Source organism: Bacteroides sp. RCH18 (assembly GCF_058231005.1).
Genome location: NZ_JBIPTC010000001.1, coordinates 2,850,285 through 2,875,014, shown reverse-complemented (window position 1 = coordinate 2,875,014; position 24,730 = coordinate 2,850,285). Strand labels below are relative to the sequence as shown.

The following is a 24,730-nucleotide window of genomic DNA, read 5'->3' as shown; positions in this document are numbered from 1 at the left end:
ATGAACATAAACAGTCGATATATGGATAGTCCCATTTTGTCGCAACCCATTAAATTTGTGCCTGAATATAGAGCGATTATTATGAAAAGACTATTGTTCATTTTTACCTTTTTTTGCCTCCCTGCCATTCATGGAGGCGCACAGAATATTCTGACTCTGGAGAACTGCCTTCGTATAGGGATTGAGAACAATCTCTCTTTACAGGGAAAACGAAAAGCGATGCAGAAAAGTAAGTATGGCATTTCGGAGAATCGGGTGAAGTTGTTGCCGCAAATCAATGGCTTTGCCAACTTTAATGATAATATCGATCCGCCTGTCTCAGTAACAGACGGCTCTTCCTATGGAGTACCTTATAATATCACCCGAACGCTGCAATATGGTGCCAATGTCGGGGTAGAATTGCAGATGCCGCTTTATAATCAGACTCTCTATACTTCGATTTCCATAGCAGAGATTGTGGATGAGATGAGCCGGCTTTCGTATGAAAAGGCACGGGAAGATCTGATCTTGCAGATCAGTAAAATGTACTATCTGGGACAGGTCACTGCGGAACAGATTGCATTGATAAAAGCCAATATCACCCGATTGGAAGAACTGAGAAATATCACACAGGCTTTCTTTGATAATGGAATGGCGATGGAAGTTGATCTGAAGCGGGTGAATATTAATCTGGAAAATCTGAAAGTGCAGTATGACAATGCACAGGCGATGATGACACAACAACTTAATATGTTGAAGTATATCATGGATTATCCGGCGGAAAAAGAAATCGGTTTATTGCCGGTAAACACGGACAGTATCGCTACGGTTGCTTTGACCGGGTTGTCGGAAAACCTCTATGAGCTTCAGTTGCTTCAATCACAGGTGCAGCTGGCAGAGCGGCAGAAACGATTGATCAGTAATGGCTATATTCCTTCTCTCAATCTGACGGGAAACTGGAGGTTTGCCGCTTATACTGATGAGGCTTATCATTGGTTTCATTCCGGTCCGTCCAATCATTGGTTCCGTTCTTATGGAGTGGGACTGACTTTGCGTATTCCTATTTTTGATGGTTTGGATAAGAAGTATAAGATCCGGAAAGCAATGATCGATATTGAAACCATGAAACTTTCACGGTTGGATACACAGAAGAATCTGCAAACACAGTATCTGAATGCTGTAAATGACTTGATGAATAACCAGCGGAACTTTAAGAAACAGAAAGACAATTATCTGCTTGCCGAAGAAGTGTATACGGTTACTACCGACCGCTACCGGGAAGGAATCACTTCAATGACTGAAGTTCTGCAGGATGAAATGCGGATGAGCGAGGCACAGAACAACTACATTAGTGCACATTATAATTATCGGGTGACCAACCTGATGTTACTGAAACTAACCGGACAGATCTCATCCCTGTTCAAATAACAGATAACTAATTGAATCATTCATATGGAAACAAAGGAAAATAATACAGTCTCTAGTACGCATCAGGAGAAAGCTAAGAAAATGAGAAAATTACGCCGCTGGCAGATTGTAGTAAGTCTGTTTGGAGTTGCTGTAATTGTTTGGGGAGTAATTGAAATTGTTTTTCTCTTTCTGGGCTATAGGCAGACGGAAACCAGCAATGATGCGCAGATAGAGCAATATGTGTCGCCTGTCAATCTGCGTGCATCGGGCTATATTAATAAGATTTATTTTACGGAACATCAGCAGGTACGCAAAGGTGATACCTTGCTGGTGCTGGACGACCGCGAATATAAAATCCGGGTGATGGAAGCTGAGGCTGCACTGAAGGATGCGCAGGCAGGCGCCACTGTGATAAATGCTACCTTGCAGACTACGCAAACAACTGCATCTGTGTATGATGCGTCTATAGCTGAAATAGAAATCCGGCTGGCAAAATTGGAGAAAGACCGTCAGCGGTATGAAAATCTGGTCAAACGAAATGCGGCGACACCTATCCAGTTGGAACAGATTACAACGGAGTATGAAGCTACCTTTAAGAAGCTGGAAGCAACCAGGCGCCAGCGGGAGGCGGCTCTTTCGGGAGTGAATGAAGTATCTCACCGTCGTGAGAATACGGAAGCTGCCATTCAGCGTGCTACGGCTGCGCTTGAAATGGCACGACTGAATCTATCGTATACGGTTGTACTGGCTCCTTGCGATGGCAAGTTAGGCAGACGTTCTCTGGAAGAAGGGCAGTTTATTACAGCAGGGCAATGCATTACATATATTCTGCCCGATACACAAAAATGGATTATTGCTAATTATAAAGAAACGCAGATAGAGAATCTCCGCATCGGGCAGGAGGTGGCTATCACGGTAGATGCCATCAGCAAGAAAGAATTTGCAGGCAAAGTAACTGCTATATCCGGGGCGACGGGTTCTAAATATTCATTGGTGCCGACTGACAATTCTGCCGGAAACTTTGTGAAAATACAGCAGCGTATCCCTGTCCGTATTGATTTTACGGATTTATCGAAGGAAGACAATGATAAGCTGGCGGCGGGTATGATGGTAGTAGTAAAAGCTAAACTCTGATAGCCATGCCTTCGTGTCCTAGAAATTATCCTTTTTACAATTGGGTGCCCAAACCGATAGGTATTATTATCCTGCTGTTCTTTTTCCTGCCGATTCTTTCGGTGGGCGGGGTATACTCTGTGAACAGTATCGAGATGATGAGCGGCTTGGGTATTATTTCCGAGCATATTCAGTTTGCCAATTTTGTGACTTCCATCGGTATGGCGGCATTTGCTCCCTTCTTGTATGAACTGGTTTGTATACGACGGGAGAAACTGATGTGTATCGCAGGTTTTGCACTGATGTATGTATTCAGCTATGTATGTGCCAAAACCGACAGTATCTTTTTGCTGGCACTCTGCAGCCTGCTGACAGGGTTCCTGCGTATGGTACTGATGATGGTCAATCTGTTTACGCTGATCAAATATGCTTTTGGCATGGAGGCAACGCGTAATATTACTCCCGGCATGGAACCGAAAGACGCGACGGGATGGAATAAGCTGGATATCGAAAAATGTGTCAGCCAGCCGGTAGTTTATCTGTTTTTTATGATCCTGGGGCAAATGGGTACGGCGCTAACGGCTTGGCTGGCTTTCGAATACGAATGGAAATATGTATACTATTTTATGATGGGTATTCTGCTGCTTTCCATTCTGATACTGTTCATTACGATGCCTAATCATGGTTTCGCCGGACGTTTCCCCATCAATTTCCGCAAATTCGGCAATGTGACCGCATTTTGCGTATCATTGACGTGCATCACTTATGTGCTGGTTTATGGCAAGGTGCTGGATTGGTATGATGATACCTCTATTTGCTGGGCAACGGCGATCAGTATCCTTTTTGCCGGGATTTTTCTTTATATGGATGTTACCCGGCGGTCTTCCTACTTTATTTTGGGGGCGCTGAGGTTGCGTACCATTCGTATGGGGGCTTTGCTTTATTTACTGCTGATGATTATCAATTCCAGTGCGATGTTTGTCAATGTGTATGCAGGAGTCGGGATGCACCTGGATAATTTACAGAATGCATCGCTGGCAAACTGGTGTATGGTCGGTTATTTTATCGGTGCCTTGATTTCCATCGTATTGGGGTCTAAAGGGGTGCATCTGAAATATCTTTTTGCTCTCGGCTTTTTCTTTCTGGCATTGTCGGCAGGATTCATGTACTTTGAAGTGCAGACAGCCGGACTTTACGAACGAATGAAGTATCCCGTAATTATTCGTACCATTGGAATGATGATTTTATATGCATTGACAGCAGCTTATGCCAATCAGCGGATGCCTTTTAAATATCTTTCTACCTGGATTTGCATTATGCTTACCGTCCGTATGGTACTGGGACCGGGGATCGGAGGGGCTATTTATTCAAATGTACTGCAGGAACGCCAGCAACATTATATTACCCGTTATGCACAAAATGTTGATCTGGTAAACCCCGAAGCTTCTGCTTCGTATACCAATACCGTGCAGGGAATGCAGTATCAGGGAAAGAGTGAAACGGAAGCGCATAACATGGCTGCCATGTCCGTCAAGGGGCGGATACAGGTGCAGGCTACGCTCTCTGCTGTGAAAGAAATGGCGGGGTGGACTATTTATGCAGGCGTTATTTGTATGATTTTTGTGCTCGTAGTGCCTTATCCCAAACGAAAATTGCTAACTTAGTATCGTTTTTCAATAGTAATTTATCAGTGAGTCAGTGTTATGGATACTCAGCAGGAACGTTTATTACAGCTTGACTGTGATCTGAAAAGCGGAAAGAATATATGCAGTTCGGGAGGTGTGCTCAGTTGTTTTCCATCTTCTTTAAAAGAACCTTTTCTGATGCAGGGGCTTGGTTTGGTTGTCTGCCGGCAAGGTAGTTTCCAGTTTTCTCTTGATAATAAGTGCGCTTCAGCCAAGGCGGGTGAAACCTTGTTTATTCATGAAGAATCTTGGTTTCAAGTACTTCAGGAGACCGAAGATGTGGAAATTTTTATTCTTGCCTATCAGATAGAACCGATACGTGATATTATCGGCAACTCGGTGGTTTCCATGTATATGTATTCGAAACTTACTCCGGAACTCTCTTGTGTATGGAATACCGGCGAGGAAGATGAGATTATGAAGTATATGTCTTTGATAGACAGTGTGCTGGAAATGGAGGAGAGTGCGTTTAGCCTTTATGAGCAGAAACTTCTTCTGCTGGCACTGACCTATCGTATTTGTTCGGTCTATAACCGTAAATTGATTAGTGCCGGACAAGAAACGGGCGGGCGGAAAAATGAGATATTTGTTCGTCTCATCCAGTTGATAGAGCAATATTATATGCAGGAAAGGAGTGTGGAATTCTATGCGGATAAACTCTGTCTGTCTCCGAAATACCTTTCGGCTCTTTCCAAAAGCATCTGTGGGTATACGGTGCAGGAACTTGTATTCAAGGCGATTATCCGTAAGTGTATCTCTTTGTTGAAGAATACGCAAAAAAATATTCAGGAGATTTCCAATGAGTTCGGCTTCCCCAATGCTTCTTATTTTGGCACATTCTTCAAGAAGCAAATGGGGATGTCGCCGCAGCAATATCGAAGGAATCTTTAATCGAAATTACTCTTTTTCTCCGTAAGCCAGATCGCCTGCGTCGCCCAGCCCCGGTACAATATAGGAATGTTCATTGATTTCAGGATCGATGGCAGCACACCAGATGGTTGTTTTGTCTTCGGGAAATACGTTCTTAATATGATCGATTGCATGTTGGCTGGCAATGATCGAAGCTACGTGAATTTCGGCGGGATGGCCTTTGGTAAGCATGGCCTGATAACTCAGTTCCATACTGCCGCCTGTAGCCAGCATCGGATCGGTGATAATCAGCGTTTTGTCGTCAATACGCGGAGATGCGATATATTCTATATGTATATCAAATTTCAGGGTATCTTTATATTTACGATAGGCGGACACAAATGCATTTTCTGCTCCGTCGAAATAGCTTAGGAAGCCTTGGTGAAAAGGAAGGCCGGCGCGGAGGATGGTACTGATGACAAGCTGGTTGTCCGGTGTGCTGACGGGAGCAATGCCCAGTGGTGTCCGGATGTTTTTTACTGAGTATCGGAACTCTTTGCTCATTTCGTAAGCCATGATTTCTCCGATCCGTTCAATGTTACGGCGGAAACGCAGGCGGTCATTCTGAACTTCTACATTTCTGATTTCGGATATGTACTGGTTTAGAATCGAATTTGTTTGGCTAAAATCAATTACTTTCATATTATAGTTTAATCATAATTTAATCTCATTTTCATCGTATTGAGAACGTTCTGGCTTGCAAAGTAAACGATAATCTTTCAAATTGCAATATTCAGTTTGCAGATATTGTTAGGAATTTATAAAAGAGATTCAATTAGGGAAAAATTTCTCTAATCCCTTCTTCCTTTTCAAAGAAAGTATTACTTTTGTACCCGGATTTACAAGGAGGCACCCAAAGCTCCTCATGTTCAGGTGAAAAGAGATAATAAAACGAAATACCAATTTTAATTAATTCAAAAAAAATGGCAAATTTAGATTTAAGCAAGTACGGTATCACAGGTGTGACCGAGATTGTGCACAATCCGTCTTATGACGTTTTGTTCGCTGAAGAAACAAAACCAGGTTTGGAAGGTTTTGAAAAAGGCCAGGTAACTAACATGGGCGCTGTAAACGTAATGACTGGCGTTTATACAGGACGTTCTCCTAAAGATAAATTCTTCGTAAAAGACGAAACCAGCGAAAATACAGTATGGTGGACTTCTGAAGAATACAAAAACGACAACAAACCAGTTGACGCTAAATGTTGGGCAGCTGTGAAAGATTTGGCAACTAAAGAACTTTCTAACAAGAGACTGTTCGTAGTTGACGCTTTTTGTGGTGCTAACGAAAACTCTCGCTTGAAACTGCGCTTCATCATGGAAGTAGCATGGCAAGCTCACTTCGTAACAAACATGTTCATCCGTCCGACAGCTGAAGAACTGGCTAACTTCGGTGAACCTGATTTCGTTATCATGAACGCTTCTAAAGCTAAAGTTGAAAACTACAAAGAACTGGGCTTGAACTCTGAAACTGCAGTTGTATTCAACTTGACTGAAAAGATCCAGGTTATTCTGAATACTTGGTACGGTGGTGAAATGAAGAAAGGTATGTTCTCTTACATGAACTACTTATTGCCTTTGAACGGTATGGCTTCTATGCACTGCTCTGCTAACACAGATAAAGAAGGCAAGAGCTCAGCTATCTTCTTCGGTCTGTCAGGTACAGGTAAGACTACTTTGTCTACTGACCCGAAACGTTTGTTGATCGGTGATGACGAACACGGATGGGATGACGAAGGTGTATTCAACTTCGAAGGTGGTTGCTACGCTAAAGTTATCAACTTGGATAAAGAAAGTGAACCGGACATCTGGAATGCTATCAAACGCGATGCTTTGTTGGAAAACTGTACAGTTAACGCTGAAGGCGAAATCAACTTCGCTGACAAGTCAGTAACTGAAAACACTCGTGTTTCTTATCCTATCTATCACATCGAAAACATCGTTAAACCGGTGTCTAAAGGTCCTCACGCTAAACAAGTTATTTTCTTGTCAGCTGACGCATTCGGTGTATTGCCTCCGGTATCTATCCTGAACGCAGAACAAACTAAATATTACTTCTTGTCTGGTTTTACAGCTAAATTGGCTGGTACAGAACGTGGTATCACTGAACCGACTCCGACATTCTCGGCTTGTTTCGGTGCTGCTTTCTTGTCACTGCACCCAACTAAATACGGTGAAGAACTGGTGAAGAAGATGGAAAAAACTGGTGCTAAGGCATACTTGGTTAACACTGGTTGGAATGGTACCGGCAAACGTATCTCTATCAAAGATACTCGTGGTATCATCGACGCTATCCTTGACGGTTCTATCGACAAAGCTCCTACTAAGGTTATGCCTTACTTCGACTTTGTTGTTCCTACAGAACTTCCGGGTGTTGATCCGAAGATCCTTGACCCACGCGACACTTACGAATGTGCTTGCCAATGGGAAGAAAAAGCAAAAGATTTGGCTGGACGTTTCATCAAGAACTTCGCTAAATTTACAGGTAACGAAGCTGGTAAGGCTTTAGTTGCTGCTGGTCCGAAACTCTAAGCCTCTTAGGCAATAGATATGTAATGCAAAATGTGGGCGGTTCCTTTCGGGACCGCCTTTTTTTGTTTATATGAAGGTGATTTTGTATCTTTGTTAATCTGAATTATGTTCGATAAAACGCAGATAAATACATGATTATTACTTATTTAAAACTCTTTTGTACATTCGCGAAAATTGGTATGTTTACCATTGGCGGGGGATATGCTATGATTCCTTTGATAGAACAGGAAATAGTAAAGAAAAACTGGATGAGCAAGGACGAATTTATGGAAATGTTTGCCTTGACTCAATCGTTGCCCGGAGTTTTTGCGGTAAATATATCCATTTTCGTGGGATATAAACTTCATAAGGTTAGCGGAAGTCTGGTTTGTGCGTTGGCGACTATTCTCCCTTCATTTGTCATTATGATGTTGATTGCCATGTTCTTTGCTCGTTTTCAGGACAATGAGGTGATGATTCGTATCTTTAACGGGATACGTCCGGCTGTAGTGGCGCTGATTTTGTTTCCTTGTATATCTGCGGTCAGAGCTTTGCATTTGAAGTATGTGCAACTGATAGCTCCTGTGATTGCCACAGTGCTGATCTGGCAATTCGGGCTTTCTCCTATTTATGTGGTATTGGCGGGGATTTCCGGTGGATTAGTGTATACTCTGTGGTTGAAAAATAAGATTAAAGATATAAAGGCATGATATATTTACAGTTACTTTGGGTGTATCTGAAGATAGGTACGTTTGGTTTCGGAGGTGGTTATGCGATGCTTTCGTTGATTCAGCATGAAATTGTAGATCTCCACCAATGGCTGACTCCCCAACAATTTACGGATGTAGTGGCTATTTCGCAGATGACTCCGGGCCCGATTGGAATTAATAGTGCTACTTATGTGGGCTATGCAGTGACGCACAGTGTATGGGGAGCGGTACTCGCTACTGTGGCGGTGTGTCTGCCCTCTTTTATTCTCGTATTGCTCATTTCCTATTTCTTTGCGAAATGCAAGGATAATAAATATATAAAAGCAGCGATGTCCGGCTTGCTTCCCATGTCAGTGGCATTGATTGCCTCGGCTGCCTTGTTGATGATGAACAGGGAGAATTTTATTGATTATAAAAGTATAGGAATCTTTGCTGGGGCATTCCTTATCACCTGGAAATGGGATTTGCATCCTATTCTGCTGATTTGTCTGGCAGGTCTGGTGGGGGTGATCTTGTATTAAAAAAACTTTTTATAAAGCTAGGGTCGGCTACTGGATCGTAAAGAAGTTGCTTAATATGCATGAACTGGAAATAGAAAAAGCCCGCTAGATAAAATCCGGCGGGCTTTCTGCATTATCTCGGGTTATTGCTTACGATTTGTTCGCGCGTTTACGCTCGATTTCGTCCAGAATGACTTTGCGCATACGCATTGCTTTCGGAGTTACCTCTACGTATTCATCTTCTTTGATATATTCCAATGCCTCTTCGAGTGAGAACTGAACAGGCGGAATCAGACGAACTTTGTCATCAGATCCGGAAGCACGCATGTTGGTAAGCTTTTTGGATTTTGTAACGTTGATAACCAGGTCGTTGTCATGGGAGTGTTCCCCTACTACCTGGCCTGCATATACTTCGTCCTGCGGGAAGATGAAGAACTTACCGCGATCCTGCAATTTATCGATGGCATAGGCAAAAGCAGTTCCGCTTTCCATTGCGATCATGGAGCCATTGGTACGGCGTTCGATTTCTCCCTTGTGCGGCTGATATTCTTTAAAACGGTGTGCCATGATAGCTTCACCGGCAGAAGCGGTCAGTACGTTGGTACGAAGACCGATGATACCACGTGAAGGCATGTCGAATTCAAGGTTGATACGTTCGCCTGTATTTTCCATCTTCACCATTTCACCTTTGCGGCGGGTAACCATATCGATGATCTTGCTTGAATATTCTTCCGGTACGTTGATTGTCAGTTCTTCGATCGGTTCGCACTTGACGCCGTCGATTTCTTTAAAGATAACCTGTGGTTGACCTACTTGCAGTTCGTATCCTTCACGACGCATAGTCTCGATCAATACAGAAAGGTGAAGTACGCCACGGCCGGAAACAATCCATTTGCCGTCTTCCTCACTCTTTCTTACACGGAGTGCCAGATTCTTATCAAGTTCTTTCATCAGGCGGTCGTGGATGTGGCGTGAAGTCACGAACTTACCGTCTTTTCCGAAGAACGGAGAGTCATTGATGGCAAATAGCATGCTCATCGTCGGCTCGTCGATAGCGATTGGCGGTAATGCTTCCGGATTTTCGAAATCGCAGACTGTATCTCCGATCTCAAATCCCTCGATACCTACCAATGCACAGATATCTCCTGATGAAACTTCGTTTGTCTTTACACGTCCCAAACCTTCAAATACATGAAGCTCTTTAATTTTAGATTTGAACATATCGCCATTACGTTTTACCAGCGTGATGTTCATTCCTTCTTTCAAGGTACCGCGATGTACGCGACCTACGGCAATACGACCGGTATAAGAAGAATAATCCAGAGAAGTAATCAGCATCTGCGGAGTACCTTCCAATTGTTCGGGAGCAGGAATATTTTCAATAATACAATCCAGCAGCGGGGTAATGGTATCTGTCGGCTTTTGCCAGTCTGTGCTCATCCAGTTATTTTTGGCGGAACCGTAAATAACGGGGAAGTCCAGTTGGTCTTCTGTTGCGTTGAGGCTGAACATCAGGTCGAAAACCATTTCGTAAACTTCTTCAGGGCGGCAGTTAGGCTTATCTACCTTATTTACTACCACGATTGGTTTCAAACCGATTTCCAGTGCCTTCTGAAGTACGAAACGTGTTTGGGGCATCGGACCTTCGAAAGCGTCGACTAACAGAATGCAGCCATCTGCCATATTCAATACGCGTTCTACTTCACCACCGAAGTCGCTGTGTCCCGGAGTATCAATGATGTTAATTTTAGTACCGTTGTAATTGATGGATACATTTTTAGAAAGGATCGTTATACCACGTTCACGTTCCAGGTCGTTGTTATCCAGGATAAGTTCACCACTATTTTGATTGCTGCGGAATAGATTTCCGGCCAGCAACATCTTGTCAACCAGCGTTGTTTTCCCATGGTCAACATGGGCAATGATTGCAATGTTTCGAATATTTTGCATATAATACCTATTATTTGGCTGCAAAGGTACGAAAATAGGATTAGAAATAAATGCAATAGCCCCATTTTTTTCTTGTAAAACGTTGTGAGATATAAAGATAATGTCTATCTTTGCACGCTCAAAAGAATAATTTACTATATCAAAATTCTAAAAATTATGTATTTAGACGCAGCTGAAAAGCAAGAAATCTTTGGAAAGTACGGGAAGTCTAACTCTGATACTGGCTCAACTGAAGCGCAGATAGCTTTGTTTTCCTACCGTATTTCTCACCTGACTGAGCACATGAAGCTCAACAGAAAAGATTATAGTACAGAGAGAGCTTTAACAATGTTGGTAGCTAAACGTCGCCGTTTGCTGAATTACCTGAAGGACAAAGATATCACAAGATATCGTTCTATTGTTAAAGAACTTGGTTTGCGTAAGTAATCTAACTTGTCGCGAAAAGATTAAAAACCGTTTCTCACATCGAGGAACGGTTTTTTTTATTGGCTTTCAATGAAGGGTGGATTAGTATTTTATGCTGTGCACATTGATTGCAGTCGGCTGTCCGTTGTATAGTGCTTCACAACTAATTGTCAGGAATGTAGACGAGTTCGCATTATTACAGCGAATGATGGCTTCTCCATTTTTGTCGGTGGTAACTTTAGGATTCCAATAGATTGTACGGCGGTGGTCATTGCCTTGTCCTTTACTGATATCCGGATAATAGGGTGAATAAAATTCAATAGGTTGGGAGTAACCTTGGATTTGTGTGTTTCGGATACCACGTGATTGGTACTTCTTTTCCGGGTCCCAATTGTCGATGGTAGTGATATAGCAAATTGCAAATTGATTTCCCGGTTGATTATAGGGAGTTGTGTTGTTCAGATAACTTTTGAGAGCTTTTTCTTCAAAGGGAGAAAGTCTGGAAGTTTCCATGTGATTTTTTAGACTTTCGTCGCTCAGGTGATAAGCGCTGTCGTCATCAATTCCGGCACTTGCTGTCGTGCCGTCGCAAATCATAACAGATTTTATCGCATCGATATTTTTATCTATAAAAAGCTCCCGATCAAATGTTGAGTAAAGAACTCCATTTATGACGCATAGTATATAATGATTCTTGTATTTCATGGTTATAAATGGTGGATCTCCCTTCCACTTAGACTTCACTTGAATATTGGGATTTAATGTGGTCATTAGCCAAGGGAAATAGTCCATGAATTTTCCTTCATCGCGCATTCGATCCAGTTCCTTAGGGATATCATAATAAGCTCTTACAGATTGCTCGAAAGCTAGAATTTTTTTGTATTTCGTACGTTTGGCTTTAATCGTTACCTGATCCAACAAATGAGTGTCGTGTCCCATAATTGAATCTAGATAAAGAGAGTCGGAGAGACTGCTCCACCAACTGAGTCCGCTAATATCTTCCCATTTAGGATGTAGCTCTTCGTAAGCGTATTTGCGTAGTTCGGGTGTAAAGTTACGGAAAAGTGATATGTTTGTTTTCCGGTTCAGCTTTTTTCCTTACGGTGAGTTTGAATAGCCGCACTCATGGAACCATTGAAGGCATCCATTGGAATGTGGAAGAACCCCAAAGAGTCTGTGACCGTAGTACCTGCTGCTGATATCGTATCTCTCCGGGCAATGACGCTTACAGAGATATCTTTTTGCTCTTTGTTTCTCAGAAAAGATGTTACCTGCCCATGCAGAGTCAGTCTCGTTTCCGGCAGATAGATTGGTATTTCTGGAGTGGCACTGATGGCTTGGCTTATATCATATTTTCTCCATCCGTGAATCATCAACAGATTATCTAATGCCACTCTTCGTCTGGGAGAATTGTTTGCGAAATAATATCCAGGTTGATGAATGTATCCTTTCAGATCTGATGTAAGTAAAAGGTCTGTGTAAATTGTCTGATCGAACCGTTGGAAGTCTGATTTTAAAGCATCCCGGACCGCTACGGAGAAATGTCCTTGTATTGGTTGACCTGTATGTTTTTTCATTGAGATATGATACTCAATTGGTTCAAAAGGATAGTATAATGCATTGGTGGATGTGGCTGTTAACTGTAAAGATGGAGAAGGCATCACATAGCAAAAACGCTCGCATAATGTTGCCCCATTGCTATTCATTAAAGAGAGTTGTATGACTCCTCCCGGCAATCCCTGAGTGGATAACGGGAGATGATATACTGTTTGATCTTTAAAATCAATGGTCTGATACATGAGCGGACGTCCTTGATGTGATATGAATAAAGCCAGTGTATCTTTGAGACTTGTCGAATTTCTGAGAACTTTGATGACTAATGCTTTTTCTTTAGACGTCACATTTAGCACATATCCTTGGGGTAAAGCCTTCGGTAGCTGAAATGAGTATTTTTTATCTTGATAGGTCACTACAGCTTTGGCTTGTTTGTCTGTAGGGGTGTATGTAAAGCATCCCATACCGTCGTGGAGAGTTGTAAATTGTGCAAGTTCTACATCATCCGGGCCATAAACAGTTCCTGAAATGCCTACTGTACCTTCTTCTTTACTTGTCGCTTCGAATGCAACGACTGAAGGTACTCCCTCTACTAATTGTCCACCTTCCGGGAAGAATCGAATCATGAAATCTTTTTCTTTTGAACGCGGACGTTGCTTCATAGATTCATCCATTCGGTAAGTGATGATGCTCCGGTTTTCGTCTACTTCGTTTCTCCGTTTTCTATATCTACCCTTTATACACAAGTATATATTATTTTTTTTATCTTTGCTTGATGTTATTAGAGACAGATCAAATTCGTGATCCTCGGCTTTTGCGACGTTTAAACTTAATTTGCTCTCAGATGGTTGTCCATCAAAGTGCTATAGTGAATCAATTTAGTAAGGAACATAAAGAAAAGATGGGTGCTTATAGATTTTTGAACAATTCCTCAGTCAGTTCTGATGCTATCTTATCAGGTCTGATACAAACTTGCTGTAAGAATGCTTCCGGTCGTAAGCATTTACTGTGTATTCAAGATACCTCGGAGATAAACTATGAGGCTCATGTTGAGCGAATGAAGAAAAAAACAGCCAGTCCCGGCATTGTCGGTCAAAGGCAATGTGGTACTTTTTTGCATCCTGTCTTGGTAGTGGATGGCTCCAGCCATATTCCTATAGGCTTTTCTTCGGTCAAGCAGTGGAATCGCTCACCGGATGCTTTAAGTCGTGAAGAACGTAATTACAGATATCAGCCTATAGAAGAAAAAGAGTCATATCGTTGGATAGAAAGTGGAATGGCTGCCAGTGAGCAAATGCCCCGGGATGCAGTTAAAACGATCATCGGTGACCGTGAAGCGGACATTTTTGAACTTTTCAGCCGTATCCCTGCTGATAATGTTCACTTGCTGATACGTTCTGTTCATGAAAGGAATTGTCGGTTGGATGATCCAGACTGTTCTCTCCATCTGAATACATTAATGGAGCAGGCTGTTCTACGGGCAGAGTATAGCTTTGAAGTGCTCCCGGGAAGCGGACGTAAGAAACGGGTAGCGTGCATGGAACTTCGCTTTGAAAGAGTCACCTTGTGCGCTCCTGTTAACGGTCCGGCAAAGGGCAGTCCCCCTGTTAGTCTTTATTGCATACATGTTAAAGAAAAATCTTCCAGTACACCGGTAAATGAGAGCCCTATTGAATGGAGACTGCTAACTACACATGTGGTGGAGACTGTAGAACAAGCAATTGAATGTATCGGTTGGTATCGTTGTAGATGGCTGATTGAAGAGTTGTTCAGAGTGCTCAAAAGAAAGGGATTCATGATTGAGGACGCACAGTTGGAAACAGTTTCGGCATTACAAAAACTAATCTTAATTTCCTTGCAGGCAGCCCTGCAGGTGATGGTACTCAAACTTTCTTTTGATAAAGAAGATGAAAAACTCTCTTCAGAAATCTACTTTACAAGCAAAGAAATAGAATTATTACATATAGTAGGAAAAAAGAGTGAGGGAAATACAAAAATACAGCAAAATCCATATAAAAAAGAATCAATGGCATGGGCAGCATGGATTATTGCAAGGTTAGGAGCATGGAGTGCATACAAGAGCCAGTCCATTCCAGGATATATAACCTTTAAGAATGGACTGGATAGATTTTATACACAGTTTGAACTGTATGAGTTTATCAGATAAGACTTGTGTATAAAGGGTAGTTTCTATATACAGGGATCGTACGCGAGAAATATTGCTTTTCACTGAATGCCAACATCCACTTCGTATAGGCCCTAATCTCATAAAAACCGGAGAATAAGGCTTTGGTCAGTATGAATTGCCCTTCTCCTTCTCCATCCCGCAACTGTATGATTTGTCGTTCGCTAGTATTTCCCAGTTGGTCTAATAGTTCTACATAAAGTGGGGTACTGATTGGGCTAGGCTGGTTTTGCTCGGCCGTTACTACGTATGCCTTATACCATATTGTGTCTCCGATGTAGTAACTGGTGTTGTCCAAGTGCAGATAGGCTTTCTCGCGTGGATATGCATCAGCGTAGGCTTGTGAACGGGCAAAGTAAGTTGCGAATATAGAATCCGCAACTTGCTGGCTATGGATTTGCACGGCTATACTTGATAGGAGGCAGAAAATGATGATTATGGAGCGTATTCTCATTGTATTTTGAGTGATCAGTAATTTGAAGGTAGGGGAACGTCGAGTGTTAGCATAACTATACTTGTTGGATTCTCTCTTTACTACTTGTGAATTGATTGTGTGTGTTCATAAGCTATATATTTAGAGGTTTAACAATAACTACTTATGATTTTACAAGAAAAGAAAAAATAATGATAATATGAAAATTCCGAGTTTAATTAGTGTTAATCTCCAGACTATATAATCACTTTATTCATTTTATAGGGGAGTAGGTGAAAAGAGATATATTACTGGAGATATTTTAGGATTATAATTGTGTTCATCTAAAGATTTTGCTATTTTTGCAACCAAATTATTCTAATTTATCACCTTTGCTAACTAAAAAACTTTCAATATGGATACGAGTAAGATTGTTGGAGAGAAAATTAAAGCGCTCCGGGAAGATAAATCAATAAGTATAGAGGAATTGGCACAGCGTTCGGGTTTGGCTATCGAGCAGATCGAACGAATTGAAAATAACATCGATATACCGTCTCTTGCACCGCTGATTAAAATAGCGCGTGTGCTGGGGGTACGTCTGGGCACTTTCCTGGATGATCAGGATGAAATCGGGCCTGTGGTATGCCGTAAAAAAGAGGCTAAAGATGCCATCAGCTTTTCCAATAATGCGATTCATTCACGCAAGCACATGGAATATCATTCATTGTCTAAATCGAAAGCGGATCGTCACATGGAGCCGTTTATCATTGACGTGATGCCGACAGAGGACAGCGACTTTGTGCTTTCTTCGCATGAAGGAGAAGAGTTTATCATGGTTATGGAAGGGGTTATGGAAATCAGCTATGGTAAGAATACCTATTTGCTGGAAGAAGGTGATAGTATTTACTATGATTCTATCGTTCCACATCATGTACATGCTTACGAAGGGCAGGCTGCTAAAATATTGGCTGTAGTCTACACTCCGATTTAATAAAATCTGATACCAAATATTAAGAATAATCGCATGCAATTATTTGAACGTACTCTTGGGCAATGGCTGGAACATTGGGCTGAAGAGACTCCCGATAAGGAATATATCGTTTATTCCGACCGTAATCTTCGTTTTACATGGAGCCAGCTAAACCAGCGCGTGGATGATATGGCGAAAGGACTGATCGCTGTTGGTGTGGAACGTGGTACTCATGTCGGTATTTGGGCGGCGAACGTGCCCGATTGGCTGACGTTGCTGTATGCTTGTGCCAAGATTGGTGCGGTATACGTCACGGTGAATACGAATTATAAGCAGGCCGAGCTTGAGTATCTTTGCCAGAATTCCGATATGCATACACTTTGTATCGTCAATGGCGAAAAGGACAGCGACTTTGTGCAAATGACGTATACGATGCTTCCTGAACTGAAAACCTGCGAACGCGGTCATTTGAAGAGTGAACGCTTTCCGTATATGAAGAATGTGATATACGTCGGTCAGGAGAAACATCGGGGAATGTATAATACTGCGGAAATCTTGCTGCTAGGGAATAATGTGGAAGATGACCGCCTGACTGAACTTAAAAGTAAAGTAGACTGTCATGATGTAGTGAATATGCAATATACATCAGGAACTACCGGTTTCCCGAAAGGAGTGATGCTGACTCATTATAATATTGCCAACAACGGTTTTCTGACCGGCGAACACATGAAGTTTACGGCGGATGACAAACTCTGTTGTTGTGTGCCGCTATTCCATTGTTTTGGAGTGGTGTTGGCTACGATGAACTGTCTGACTCATGGGTGTACACAGGTGATGGTAGAGCGGTTTGATCCGTTGGTCGTGTTGGCTTCCATTCATAAGGAACGCTGTACCGCTCTTTATGGGGTGCCTACGATGTTTATTGCCGAGCTGCACCATCCGATGTTCGACCTGTTTGATATGTCTTGTCTGCGTACCGGTATAATGGCAGGTTCGTTGTGTCCGGTTGAACTGATGAAACAGGTAGAAGAGAAGATGTACATGAAGGTTACCAGCGTATATGGACTGACTGAAGCCGCTCCCGGTATGACCGCTACCCGCATCGATGATTCGTTTGATGTACGTTGTAATACGGTAGGGCGCGACTTCGAATTTACGGAAGTCAGAGTGATTGATCCTGAAACCGGCGAAGAATGTCCGGTAGGCGTACAAGGCGAAATGTGCAATCGTGGATATAATACGATGAAAGGGTATTATAAGAATCCGGAAGCTACGGCTGAAGTGATTGATAAAGATAACTTCCTGCATTCGGGCGACTTAGGTATTAAAGATGAGGACGGAAATTACCGGATCACAGGGCGTATCAAGGATATGATTATTCGTGGTGGTGAAAATATCTATCCGCGTGAAATCGAAGAATTCCTTTATAAGCTTGATGGGGTAAAGGATGTTCAGGTAGCAGGAATTCCCTCTAAGAAATATGGTGAAGCAGTTGGTGCTTTTATCATCTTGCAGGAAGGAGTTGAAATGCATGAGTCGGACGTTCGTGACTTCTGTAAGAATAAGATTTCCCGTTATAAGATACCGAAATATGTCTTTTTTGTGAAGGAGTTCCCGATGACAGGCAGCGGTAAAATTCAGAAATTCAGATTGAAAGATCTTGGATTGCAGCTTTGTAAGGAGCAAGGAATAGAAATTATTTAAATAAAGAATTAAAAAAGAAGAATGAAGAATTAGCTGCGCTGTATGCTGCATAGCAATTCTTCATTCTTCTTTTTTTAGTTCTTCGTTCTTAAATGAAATCGTCTCCCAGTTGCATCTGGGCATCGTTCACGTATTTGCGGATAGAATGTTCTTCGTCTTTACGGCAGATTAGCAGGACATTGTCCGATTCGGCTATCAGATAGCCTTCCAAGCCATCGATCACGGCGAGCTTCCCTTTGGGGAGTACGATCATATTATCTTTTCCATTATAGATCAAAGAATGACTTTTTAAAGTCACATTGCCTTCCCTGTCTCTTTCTGATAAGTCGTAGAGTGATCCCCATGTGCCCAGATCAGACCAGCCAAAATCGCCTAAAGATACATATACGTTGTCCGCTTTTTCCATGATGCCAAAGTCGATGGATACATTGGGACATGCGGGAAAGTTTTCTTCAATAAATGCTGTTTCTTTATCTGTAGCATAGATATTTTTTCCCGGTGCCAGTTTGGATGCTAATTCGGGAAGGAGGATTTCTGCGGCTTTAATGATGGTATTGACGTTCCACATGAATAATCCGGAGTTCCAGTAGAATTCACCGCTTTCTACGAATACTTTGGCTAATTCCAGTTCCGGTTTTTCGGTGAATGTTTTTACTTTGTAGAAGCCATCACCGGTTGGTTCGTCAATTTGTATATAGCCATATCCGGTCTCAGGACGGTTGGGCTTGATGCCTAGTGTCAGTAACTTCTCGGAGTGAGAAACGAATTCCAGTCCTTTAATGATTGCGGCACGGAATTCTTCTTCTTTCAAAATCAGATGATCTGAGGGAGCAACGACGATATTCGCATTCGGGTTTAAAGCGCGGATGTGATAGGCAGCCCATGCGATGCATGGAGCGGTATTTCTTCTTGCAGGTTCCAATAAAATCTGTTTCTCATCCAATTCGGGAAGTTGTTCTTTCACCAGATCAGCGTACATTGCATTGGTGACAATAAGAATATTTTCGGTTGGGATTACCTTTTGAAAGCGGTCGAAGGTCTGTTGCAGGAGTGAACGACCGGTTCCGAAGAAGTCAAGAAATTGTTTGGGTAATGTTTTGCGGCTAAACGGCCAGAAGCGGCTGCCAATACCACCACCCATAATCACACAATAATTATCCATGTTTGTCATGATAGTGACTCTATTTTTAAATGTTTTTGCTAATGTACGGTTTATTCTCTAAATACAGAAGCCTTTGGGACATGTTTTATTATTTTTTGCTCCTTTTTTTTCTCAAACTATTGTGGAATCAAAATATTGTCGTATCTTTGCACCGCAATTGAGAAATCAAGCATGCCCAGATGGCGGAATCGGTAGACGCGCTGGTCTCAAACACCAGTGGATTCACTTCCATCCCGGTTCGACCCCGGGTCTGGGTACTGAAGCGGAGAAAGTTGAAAAACTCTCTCCGCTTTTCTTTTCTGTCCCTCGTAACTCGTTGGTTTGCTGATATATTAAGTCAACTACTTTGTTATAAGAATTGGTTCGGTATATACTATAGAACTCTTCTTCTAAAGAAGAAAAATGAAAGGTAGGGGTATGGATGTATTTTATGCTTAACTGAAATTCGCAATTATCTTTATTAATATTTCGTAATGAAAAAAAAACTAATTATTTTTGCACAAAATAAATCTAATTATGGGAGTTTACGATGACGATTTAGAATCAGAAGCTATTGCTAAATGTGCAAAAGCACTTTCTTTGATTGAGAATAATGCAAAGGTAAGAGTAATTAAACACTTGCTGGATAGATTTGAACTAATAGAGACAAATAATGCTATAAGTTCTATTTCTAATCAAGCTAATGTCTCCAATTTGACACCTACCACTTTTGCCCAAATTGAATCACACATACCACACTCTCAAGAAGTGGTGGAAGTCGATAACTGTGAGCCAGATGTTCCTTCAATATATGAGCTAATGACTAAAGGATTTGCGAAAAGTGAAATGGATATTTTATTATTAGTTTTTTATTTTAAATCTAATAAAGGTACTCAACCAGTTGAGAGATTAGCTTTGATAGATGGTTATAAAGAATATGATATTCATACGCCTACACGAACTAAAAATTTATCTTCAGCACTTAATAATTTGCTTAAAGCAGAATATATTACAGCACTAAATAAAACTAAATTTTCCATTACCTCCAAGGGAAAAGAACAAATTTCATTAATTGCTTTAGGAAAGTCTGTGACAAGAACTAAGAAGAAGTCTCTTTCTAAGAAAAAATAATCTTATGGATTTGAATACACAGTCATTGTTGTATGCAATTTGTCGTGAATATGCTAAAAAAATAGATAAAGCATCGGCCTTTATATGGTTGCACTATAAAATGTTTCCAGATGGCTGTGATATAAAAATGATAAATAAATATTTTGAGGCTTGTGATTTGCCTAAATACAATCCAACATACCTAAAAAATGATTTGAGAAAATCAAAGGGTATTATTGCAGGTAAAACTATTGGGACATATAAACCAAATCGTGAGCTAATTGAAAAATTGGATGCTCAATTCTGTGATTTGATATTAAAAGATGAAACAATTATTTCTGATGATAGAATTATTCCTAAAATATTATATGAAGAAACAAGGGGGTATATTGAATGTCTTTGTAAACAAATAAATGCGAGTTATGAATATAATATCTATGACGGGTGTGCTATTCTTATGCGAAGATTATTAGAAATATTACTCATTCATTCTTACGAAGCTATTGGTAAAATAGGATTAATACAAGAAGCCAGCGGAGAGTATAAAGGGTTGAGTTATATAAGAGGAGTTCTATAAATTAAAATATTGTAGTACAGTTGTTTATATGGTTCCAAGAGCGTAAATTTGCAGAAAATAAGAATTTTATAATGAACAAGTTATCCCGATACCGTAAGCTTCGTTATAATCAACTATTTGAGTCAGAGAATCGTGAATTGCGTTTGAATGAAATGGGCAATCCTCTTGAAGTGTTGTCTCAGTATGTTGATTTTGAGATCTTTCGTCCTACTCTTGAATCAGCCCTTTTTACCGGAGAGCGCAAAAGTAATGCCGGTCGTCCGCCGATAGACTGTGTGCTGATGTTCAAGGTCTTGTTTCTTCAGCGTTATTATGGTTTGAGTGACCATCAGATAGAGTATCAGATAGTTGACCGTACGAGTTTCCGCAAGTTTCTTGGTATTGAATGTGTTGACGATGTTCCTGACGAGAAGACGGTGTGGAAGTATCGCGAACTCCTGACAAATACAGGCGTTTATGACAAGCTTTTTTCGGAATTTCATAGTTTCATGGAAAGTAAGGGTCTGCAATTCAATGAGGGTCGCATCATTGATGCCAGTTTTGTTATTGCCCCTCGCCAACGTAACACCCGTGATGAAAATGAGCAGATAAAACAGGGAGCGGGTGATAAGTTGTGGAATGACAATCCCCACAAGAAGTGCCACAAGGATGTAGATGCCCGCTGGACAAAGAAGCGTGATGAGACTTTTTACGGCTACAAGCAGCATACTAAAGTTGAGAAACGCAATAAGATCATACTTTCTTATGATACCACGTCGGCAGAAGTGCATGATTCCAAAGGCTTTGAAGGACTGCTGGATGAAAAAGACGAAGGCAAGGACTTGTATTTGGACGCCGGTTATGTCGGACAAGAGGAGATTGTAAAACAGCATAAGATGAATCCGATAATTTGCGAAAAGGGCTACCGTAACCGTCCGCTTACCAAGGAGCAGAAATCAGACAATAGGAAAAAATCCAAGACACGTTGCCTTGTCGAGCATGTATTCGGGTTTGAGGAACAAACCATGCGTGGACTTGTGGTGCGTACAGTAGGGCTTATTCGTGCTAAAGCCAATGTAGCACTCACCAGTCTTGTGTATAACATCAGTCGTTACACGCAAATAATCAGGCTGAAACCTGAGTTGTTGGGGTGAATTATGCCTGCACATCCAATTTTTACAACAGACACAAGTTAATTATTGTAAAAATTGGGGGGGGTAGAAAATATTCGCTAAATTTGAAAGACTAAAGCTCACAAATTGGGCAGTTAAAGAGTTCTGCTGTCTGATACAAGAGGATAAATTGAATTGATAGAACTCACCATAATTAACTATACCTTAAGCAATAAACCTTTTTCTTTAGCAAAAGAGAGTCAAGAATTATTGGACACTTTTAGGCAGCTTGGAAATTTCTCTGCACATAAAATTCAATATAATGCTAAAAGAAAATATATTGACGATGTTAAGGTGGTATATCGTTTGACAATGGAAGAGCTATTGTATATTTCGAAAATGAAAAAATAATCAGATTATATTGTTGTAAGATAAGATTGGTGATTATGGATTTGGTATCCAAGATTTTAATTCATAAATTAGGTCCAAATCATGTAGGAATTGGTTCGAGAACAGAACGGTTAAGGGTGCCACAAAGAAAGTCAAGTATTGAATAATCAATTACTTGGCTTTCTTTGTTATAAAGTGATTGTTCCTAAATTATTCCACCACCTTTAAACAAAAACTTTTCTTTAAATAAATATGTCGTTTCCTTTTGTCGGAGTATAAACTCGGAGTATTTTTGGGAAGAAGATCGAATTAAAGATAGCCTATTATGGAAAAGAGTATTTGGCAGGAGATAGAAAAACTGTATCAAGAATTTCAGAAACTCGGTATCGGTCAGTTGGTAGACTATGAAAAGTACTACCTTTATTCTCTTATTACTCATTCTACAGCTATTGAAGGTTCTACACTCACTGAGATGGATACTCAACTTCTCTTTGATGAAGGAGTGACTGCCAAAGGAAAGCCATTGGTTTATCATTTGATGAATGAGGATTTGAAGAATGCATACGAACTTGCTAAAGAAGAAAGTGTGCAGGGTGTTGATATTACTTCTTCCTTGTTACAAAAGCTAAATGCTACTCTTATGCGTACCACTGGAAGCGTACATAATACAATAGGCGGTTCTTTCGATTCTTCCAAAGGCGAGTTTCGTTTGTGTGGTGTTACGGCTGGTGTGGGTGGCCGTTCTTATATGAGTTATCAGAAAGTGCCTGCAAAAGTAGAAGAATTATGTTCTATATTGCAAGAACGGCAAAAGTTAATGAATACACTTCGGGAACAATATGAATTGAGTTTCAACGCTCATCTTAATTTAGTAACTATTCATCCATGGGTGGACAGTAACGGTAGAGCGGCTCGTTTATTAATGAACTATATTCAATTCTGCTATCGTCTTTTCCCTGCAAAGATATTTAAGGAAGATAGAGCCGATTATATACTTTCTTTACAGCAGTCGCAAGATGAGGAAACCAGTCAGCCTTTCTTGGACTTTATGGCAACACAACTGAAAAAATCCCTTTCTTTGGAGATTGAAAGGGATCATACTTTCCGGGAAAGAGGATTCAGCTTTATGTTTTAGTTGTTAGGTTTCCAGTTTATCCAGGTTGCCTTTTTCCATAACCACTCTAATGGTCCCTGACGATGTGAGCAAAGCCACCAATTACAGAAAAAGTATTGTAAAAAGAATACGCATACACCAATAAGAATGCATGCTGTAATGCCTGTATGCAGATAAAGACCTAATCCCCAATTGTAAAACAAGAATCCTCCGATCAAAGATTGCGATAGATAGTTTGTCAGACTCATGCGGCCATAAGGTGCAAATTTATGAAGGACATGTTTCAGTTTTGTCAGGTAATAAACGAGTATAATCCCTGCAAACATGATTCCGGTAAATGCAATATTTGAAAGTGATTTCAGTAGAAGGACAGAAGGTACAAGTAGTGCCTCCCTGCTTATAAAGTCGGGAAGTATATCTATCAAACCATAAAGAGGGAAAAATGCTGTAACGGCTATGATGAATACTTTAAGCCAGATTTTTATATTTTTTTCTGAGTAGAGAAATACATTGCTGCGTCCTATGATCATACCTACCATAAATAATCCTGCGGTTTGGGTAACCCTTCCATGTAAGAGCATCCACCCCATATTAGCAACATTACCCGTCCAAATGGCAGTTTTGCACATTTTGAGGAAAGAACCTTCTTTCTGAGCAGCATTGACTAACTCCCAGTATGGAGCATCAAGATCAGCATTAATCATATAGTCGGGGTTGATGAGTGCATAAATTATTTGTCCCAATTCAATAGGTTGAAGTAGAAGAATGACTGCTATGATCGTGACTGTTCGGGTAGAGAGTCGGCAGACTGCGATCAGTACATAACCAAGCAAGGCGTAGAGTACCAATATTTCACCCGGAAATAAAGCCGAATTAATACAAGCTATAAAAAGAAGTAATACTAACCGCCAGGCAAACCGCCCACGAAAATCTTTCCCTTTAAGTTTTTGTGAATTGTCTTGAATAAAAAAACTAAATCCAAAAAGCAACGCAAAGATGCAGTATGCCTTACCGGAAAAGGTGAAAAATACACTATCCCAAATTACCCTATCCGTAAATATCAGAAAGTTACAGGTCTCTTCCGGAAAGCTATTGAGACTAAACCGTTCGATAAAATGGATAAGTGTAATTCCCATTACAGCGAACCCACGTAGCACATCAGCTATTTCTATACGATTATTATGGGGTAATGTGTTAGATAAATGCATACTTTTTAGAATTTAAAATGTTAACGTACTTTTTCAGATGCAAATTTAACGCAGCCCTTTTATAGTTTTGGAAAAATACTGTTCAATAAAGAGCAAAATATGA

The 24,730-nt window shown here is 40.9% G+C and carries 21 protein-coding genes, 1 tRNA gene and 1 pseudogene; 16 read left to right on the top strand and 7 right to left on the bottom strand.

Annotated elements, in window-relative coordinates; genetic code table 11:
- Nucleotides 1-81: 81 nt before the first annotated feature.
- Genes ACHLI0_RS11600 through ACHLI0_RS11585 form a run of 4 tightly spaced genes read left to right on the top strand, consistent with a single transcriptional unit; the run spans nt 82 to nt 5,078 of the window.
- On the top strand, nt 82-1,407 hold the full coding sequence (locus ACHLI0_RS11600) for a TolC family protein (RefSeq protein WP_165938068.1): 1,326 nt from the start codon (nt 82-84) through the stop codon (nt 1,405-1,407).
- A gap of 24 nt (nt 1,408-1,431) precedes the next feature.
- Nucleotides 1,432-2,523 (top strand): HlyD family secretion protein, encoded by a 1,092-nt coding sequence (locus tag ACHLI0_RS11595; protein WP_055221594.1) that lies wholly within the window; start codon nt 1,432-1,434, stop codon nt 2,521-2,523.
- A gap of 5 nt (nt 2,524-2,528) precedes the next feature.
- Nucleotides 2,529-4,166 carry an MFS transporter gene (locus tag ACHLI0_RS11590; RefSeq protein ID WP_234120182.1) on the top strand — a complete coding sequence of 546 codons (1,638 nt, stop codon included), beginning with the start codon at nt 2,529-2,531 and terminating at the stop codon, nt 4,164-4,166.
- A 39-nt stretch (nt 4,167-4,205) separates the two neighbouring features.
- On the top strand, nt 4,206-5,078 hold the full coding sequence (locus tag ACHLI0_RS11585; RefSeq protein ID WP_490749206.1) for a helix-turn-helix domain-containing protein: 873 nt from the start codon (nt 4,206-4,208) through the stop codon (nt 5,076-5,078).
- Between the two features lie 6 nt (nt 5,079-5,084).
- Here ACHLI0_RS11585 and upp read toward each other — a convergent pair whose 3' ends face one another.
- Nucleotides 5,085-5,738 carry a uracil phosphoribosyltransferase gene (upp, locus tag ACHLI0_RS11580; protein ID WP_048693380.1) on the bottom strand — a complete coding sequence of 218 codons (654 nt, stop codon included), beginning with the start codon at nt 5,736-5,738 and terminating at the stop codon, nt 5,085-5,087.
- A 281-nt stretch (nt 5,739-6,019) separates the two neighbouring features.
- On the opposite strand from upp, the gene pckA reads away from it, so the two are divergent.
- From pckA to ACHLI0_RS11565, 3 genes are all read left to right on the top strand, one after another.
- Entirely contained in the window at nt 6,020-7,627 is a 1,608-nt protein-coding gene (gene pckA, locus ACHLI0_RS11575; RefSeq protein ID WP_008761973.1) for a phosphoenolpyruvate carboxykinase (ATP), read from the top strand.
- 131 nt (nt 7,628-7,758) lie between these two features.
- Complete coding sequence (locus ACHLI0_RS11570) at nt 7,759-8,316, top strand: chromate transporter (protein ID WP_234120181.1); 558 nt, start codon at nt 7,759-7,761, stop codon at nt 8,314-8,316.
- Nucleotides 8,313-8,837 (top strand): chromate transporter, encoded by a 525-nt coding sequence (locus ACHLI0_RS11565; RefSeq protein WP_008765360.1) that lies wholly within the window; start codon nt 8,313-8,315, stop codon nt 8,835-8,837. Before ACHLI0_RS11570 ends, ACHLI0_RS11565 begins: the two co-directional genes overlap by 4 nt.
- Nucleotides 8,838-8,966: 129 nt before the next feature.
- On the opposite strand, the gene typA is transcribed toward ACHLI0_RS11565, so the two are convergent.
- Entirely contained in the window at nt 8,967-10,766 is a 1,800-nt protein-coding gene (gene typA / locus ACHLI0_RS11560; RefSeq protein ID WP_008761977.1) for a translational GTPase TypA, read from the bottom strand.
- A 156-nt stretch (nt 10,767-10,922) separates the two neighbouring features.
- Between typA and rpsO the strand changes: the two genes are divergently transcribed.
- Entirely contained in the window at nt 10,923-11,192 is a 270-nt protein-coding gene (gene rpsO, locus ACHLI0_RS11555; protein WP_008761978.1) for a 30S ribosomal protein S15, read from the top strand.
- An 81-nt stretch (nt 11,193-11,273) separates the two neighbouring features.
- Here the strand turns inward: rpsO and ACHLI0_RS11550 are convergent, their stop codons facing one another.
- Both ACHLI0_RS11550 and ACHLI0_RS11545 read right to left on the bottom strand, forming a co-directional pair.
- Entirely contained in the window at nt 11,274-12,110 is an 837-nt protein-coding gene (locus ACHLI0_RS11550; RefSeq protein WP_490749205.1) for a hypothetical protein, read from the bottom strand.
- A gap of 146 nt (nt 12,111-12,256) precedes the next feature.
- The gene (locus ACHLI0_RS11545; RefSeq protein ID WP_490749204.1) at nt 12,257-13,399 is read right to left on the bottom strand and encodes a hypothetical protein; all 1,143 of its coding nucleotides are present in this window, start codon (nt 13,397-13,399) and stop codon (nt 12,257-12,259) included.
- A gap of 170 nt (nt 13,400-13,569) precedes the next feature.
- Here ACHLI0_RS11545 and ACHLI0_RS11540 point away from each other — a divergent pair, with 170 nt between their 5' ends.
- Nucleotides 13,570-14,892, top strand: coding sequence for an IS4 family transposase (locus ACHLI0_RS11540; protein ID WP_490748799.1), 1,323 nt, complete (start codon nt 13,570-13,572; stop codon nt 14,890-14,892).
- Nucleotides 14,893-14,914: 22 nt separating this feature from the next.
- Here the strand turns inward: ACHLI0_RS11540 and ACHLI0_RS11535 are convergent.
- Nucleotides 14,915-15,364, bottom strand: a pseudogene (locus ACHLI0_RS11535) (hypothetical protein); the annotation flags it as partial.
- Nucleotides 15,365-15,737: 373 nt separating this feature from the next.
- Between ACHLI0_RS11535 and ACHLI0_RS11530 the strand changes: the two are divergent.
- Together ACHLI0_RS11530 and ACHLI0_RS11525 are read left to right on the top strand one after the other, a co-directional pair.
- On the top strand, nt 15,738-16,313 hold the full coding sequence (locus ACHLI0_RS11530; protein ID WP_008761981.1) for a helix-turn-helix domain-containing protein: 576 nt from the start codon (nt 15,738-15,740) through the stop codon (nt 16,311-16,313).
- Between the two features lie 33 nt (nt 16,314-16,346).
- Nucleotides 16,347-17,996 carry an AMP-binding protein gene (locus ACHLI0_RS11525; RefSeq protein ID WP_011108477.1) on the top strand — a complete coding sequence of 550 codons (1,650 nt, stop codon included), beginning with the start codon at nt 16,347-16,349 and terminating at the stop codon, nt 17,994-17,996.
- 88 nt (nt 17,997-18,084) lie between these two features.
- Here ACHLI0_RS11525 and ACHLI0_RS11520 read toward each other — a convergent pair whose 3' ends face one another.
- Nucleotides 18,085-19,167 (bottom strand): mannose-1-phosphate guanylyltransferase, encoded by a 1,083-nt coding sequence (locus tag ACHLI0_RS11520; RefSeq protein ID WP_008765363.1) that lies wholly within the window; start codon nt 19,165-19,167, stop codon nt 18,085-18,087.
- 164 nt (nt 19,168-19,331) lie between these two features.
- On the opposite strand from ACHLI0_RS11520, the gene ACHLI0_RS11515 reads away from it, so the two are divergent.
- From ACHLI0_RS11515 to ACHLI0_RS11495, 5 genes are all read left to right on the top strand, one after another.
- Nucleotides 19,332-19,415: transfer RNA gene (locus tag ACHLI0_RS11515), tRNA-Leu, on the top strand.
- Nucleotides 19,416-19,674: 259 nt separating this feature from the next.
- Entirely contained in the window at nt 19,675-20,268 is a 594-nt protein-coding gene (locus tag ACHLI0_RS11510; RefSeq protein WP_005928871.1) for a hypothetical protein, read from the top strand.
- 4 nt (nt 20,269-20,272) lie between these two features.
- Nucleotides 20,273-20,824: a hypothetical protein gene (locus tag ACHLI0_RS11505; RefSeq protein WP_490749203.1), complete on the top strand. Its 552-nt coding sequence runs from the start codon at nt 20,273-20,275 to the stop codon at nt 20,822-20,824.
- Nucleotides 20,825-20,895: 71 nt separating this feature from the next.
- A complete protein-coding gene (locus ACHLI0_RS11500) occupies nt 20,896-21,957 on the top strand; it encodes an IS5-like element IS1169 family transposase (protein WP_005794453.1) in 1,062 nt (353 codons plus the stop codon).
- A gap of 673 nt (nt 21,958-22,630) precedes the next feature.
- Nucleotides 22,631-23,440 (top strand): Fic family protein, encoded by an 810-nt coding sequence (locus tag ACHLI0_RS11495; RefSeq protein ID WP_113748095.1) that lies wholly within the window; start codon nt 22,631-22,633, stop codon nt 23,438-23,440.
- Here the strand turns inward: ACHLI0_RS11495 and ACHLI0_RS11490 are convergent.
- A complete protein-coding gene (locus ACHLI0_RS11490; RefSeq protein WP_113748096.1) occupies nt 23,437-24,627 on the bottom strand; it encodes a DUF418 domain-containing protein in 1,191 nt (396 codons plus the stop codon). The two genes, ACHLI0_RS11495 and ACHLI0_RS11490, sit on opposite strands and share 4 nt — an antisense overlap.
- Between the last annotated feature and the right edge of the window lie 103 nt (nt 24,628-24,730).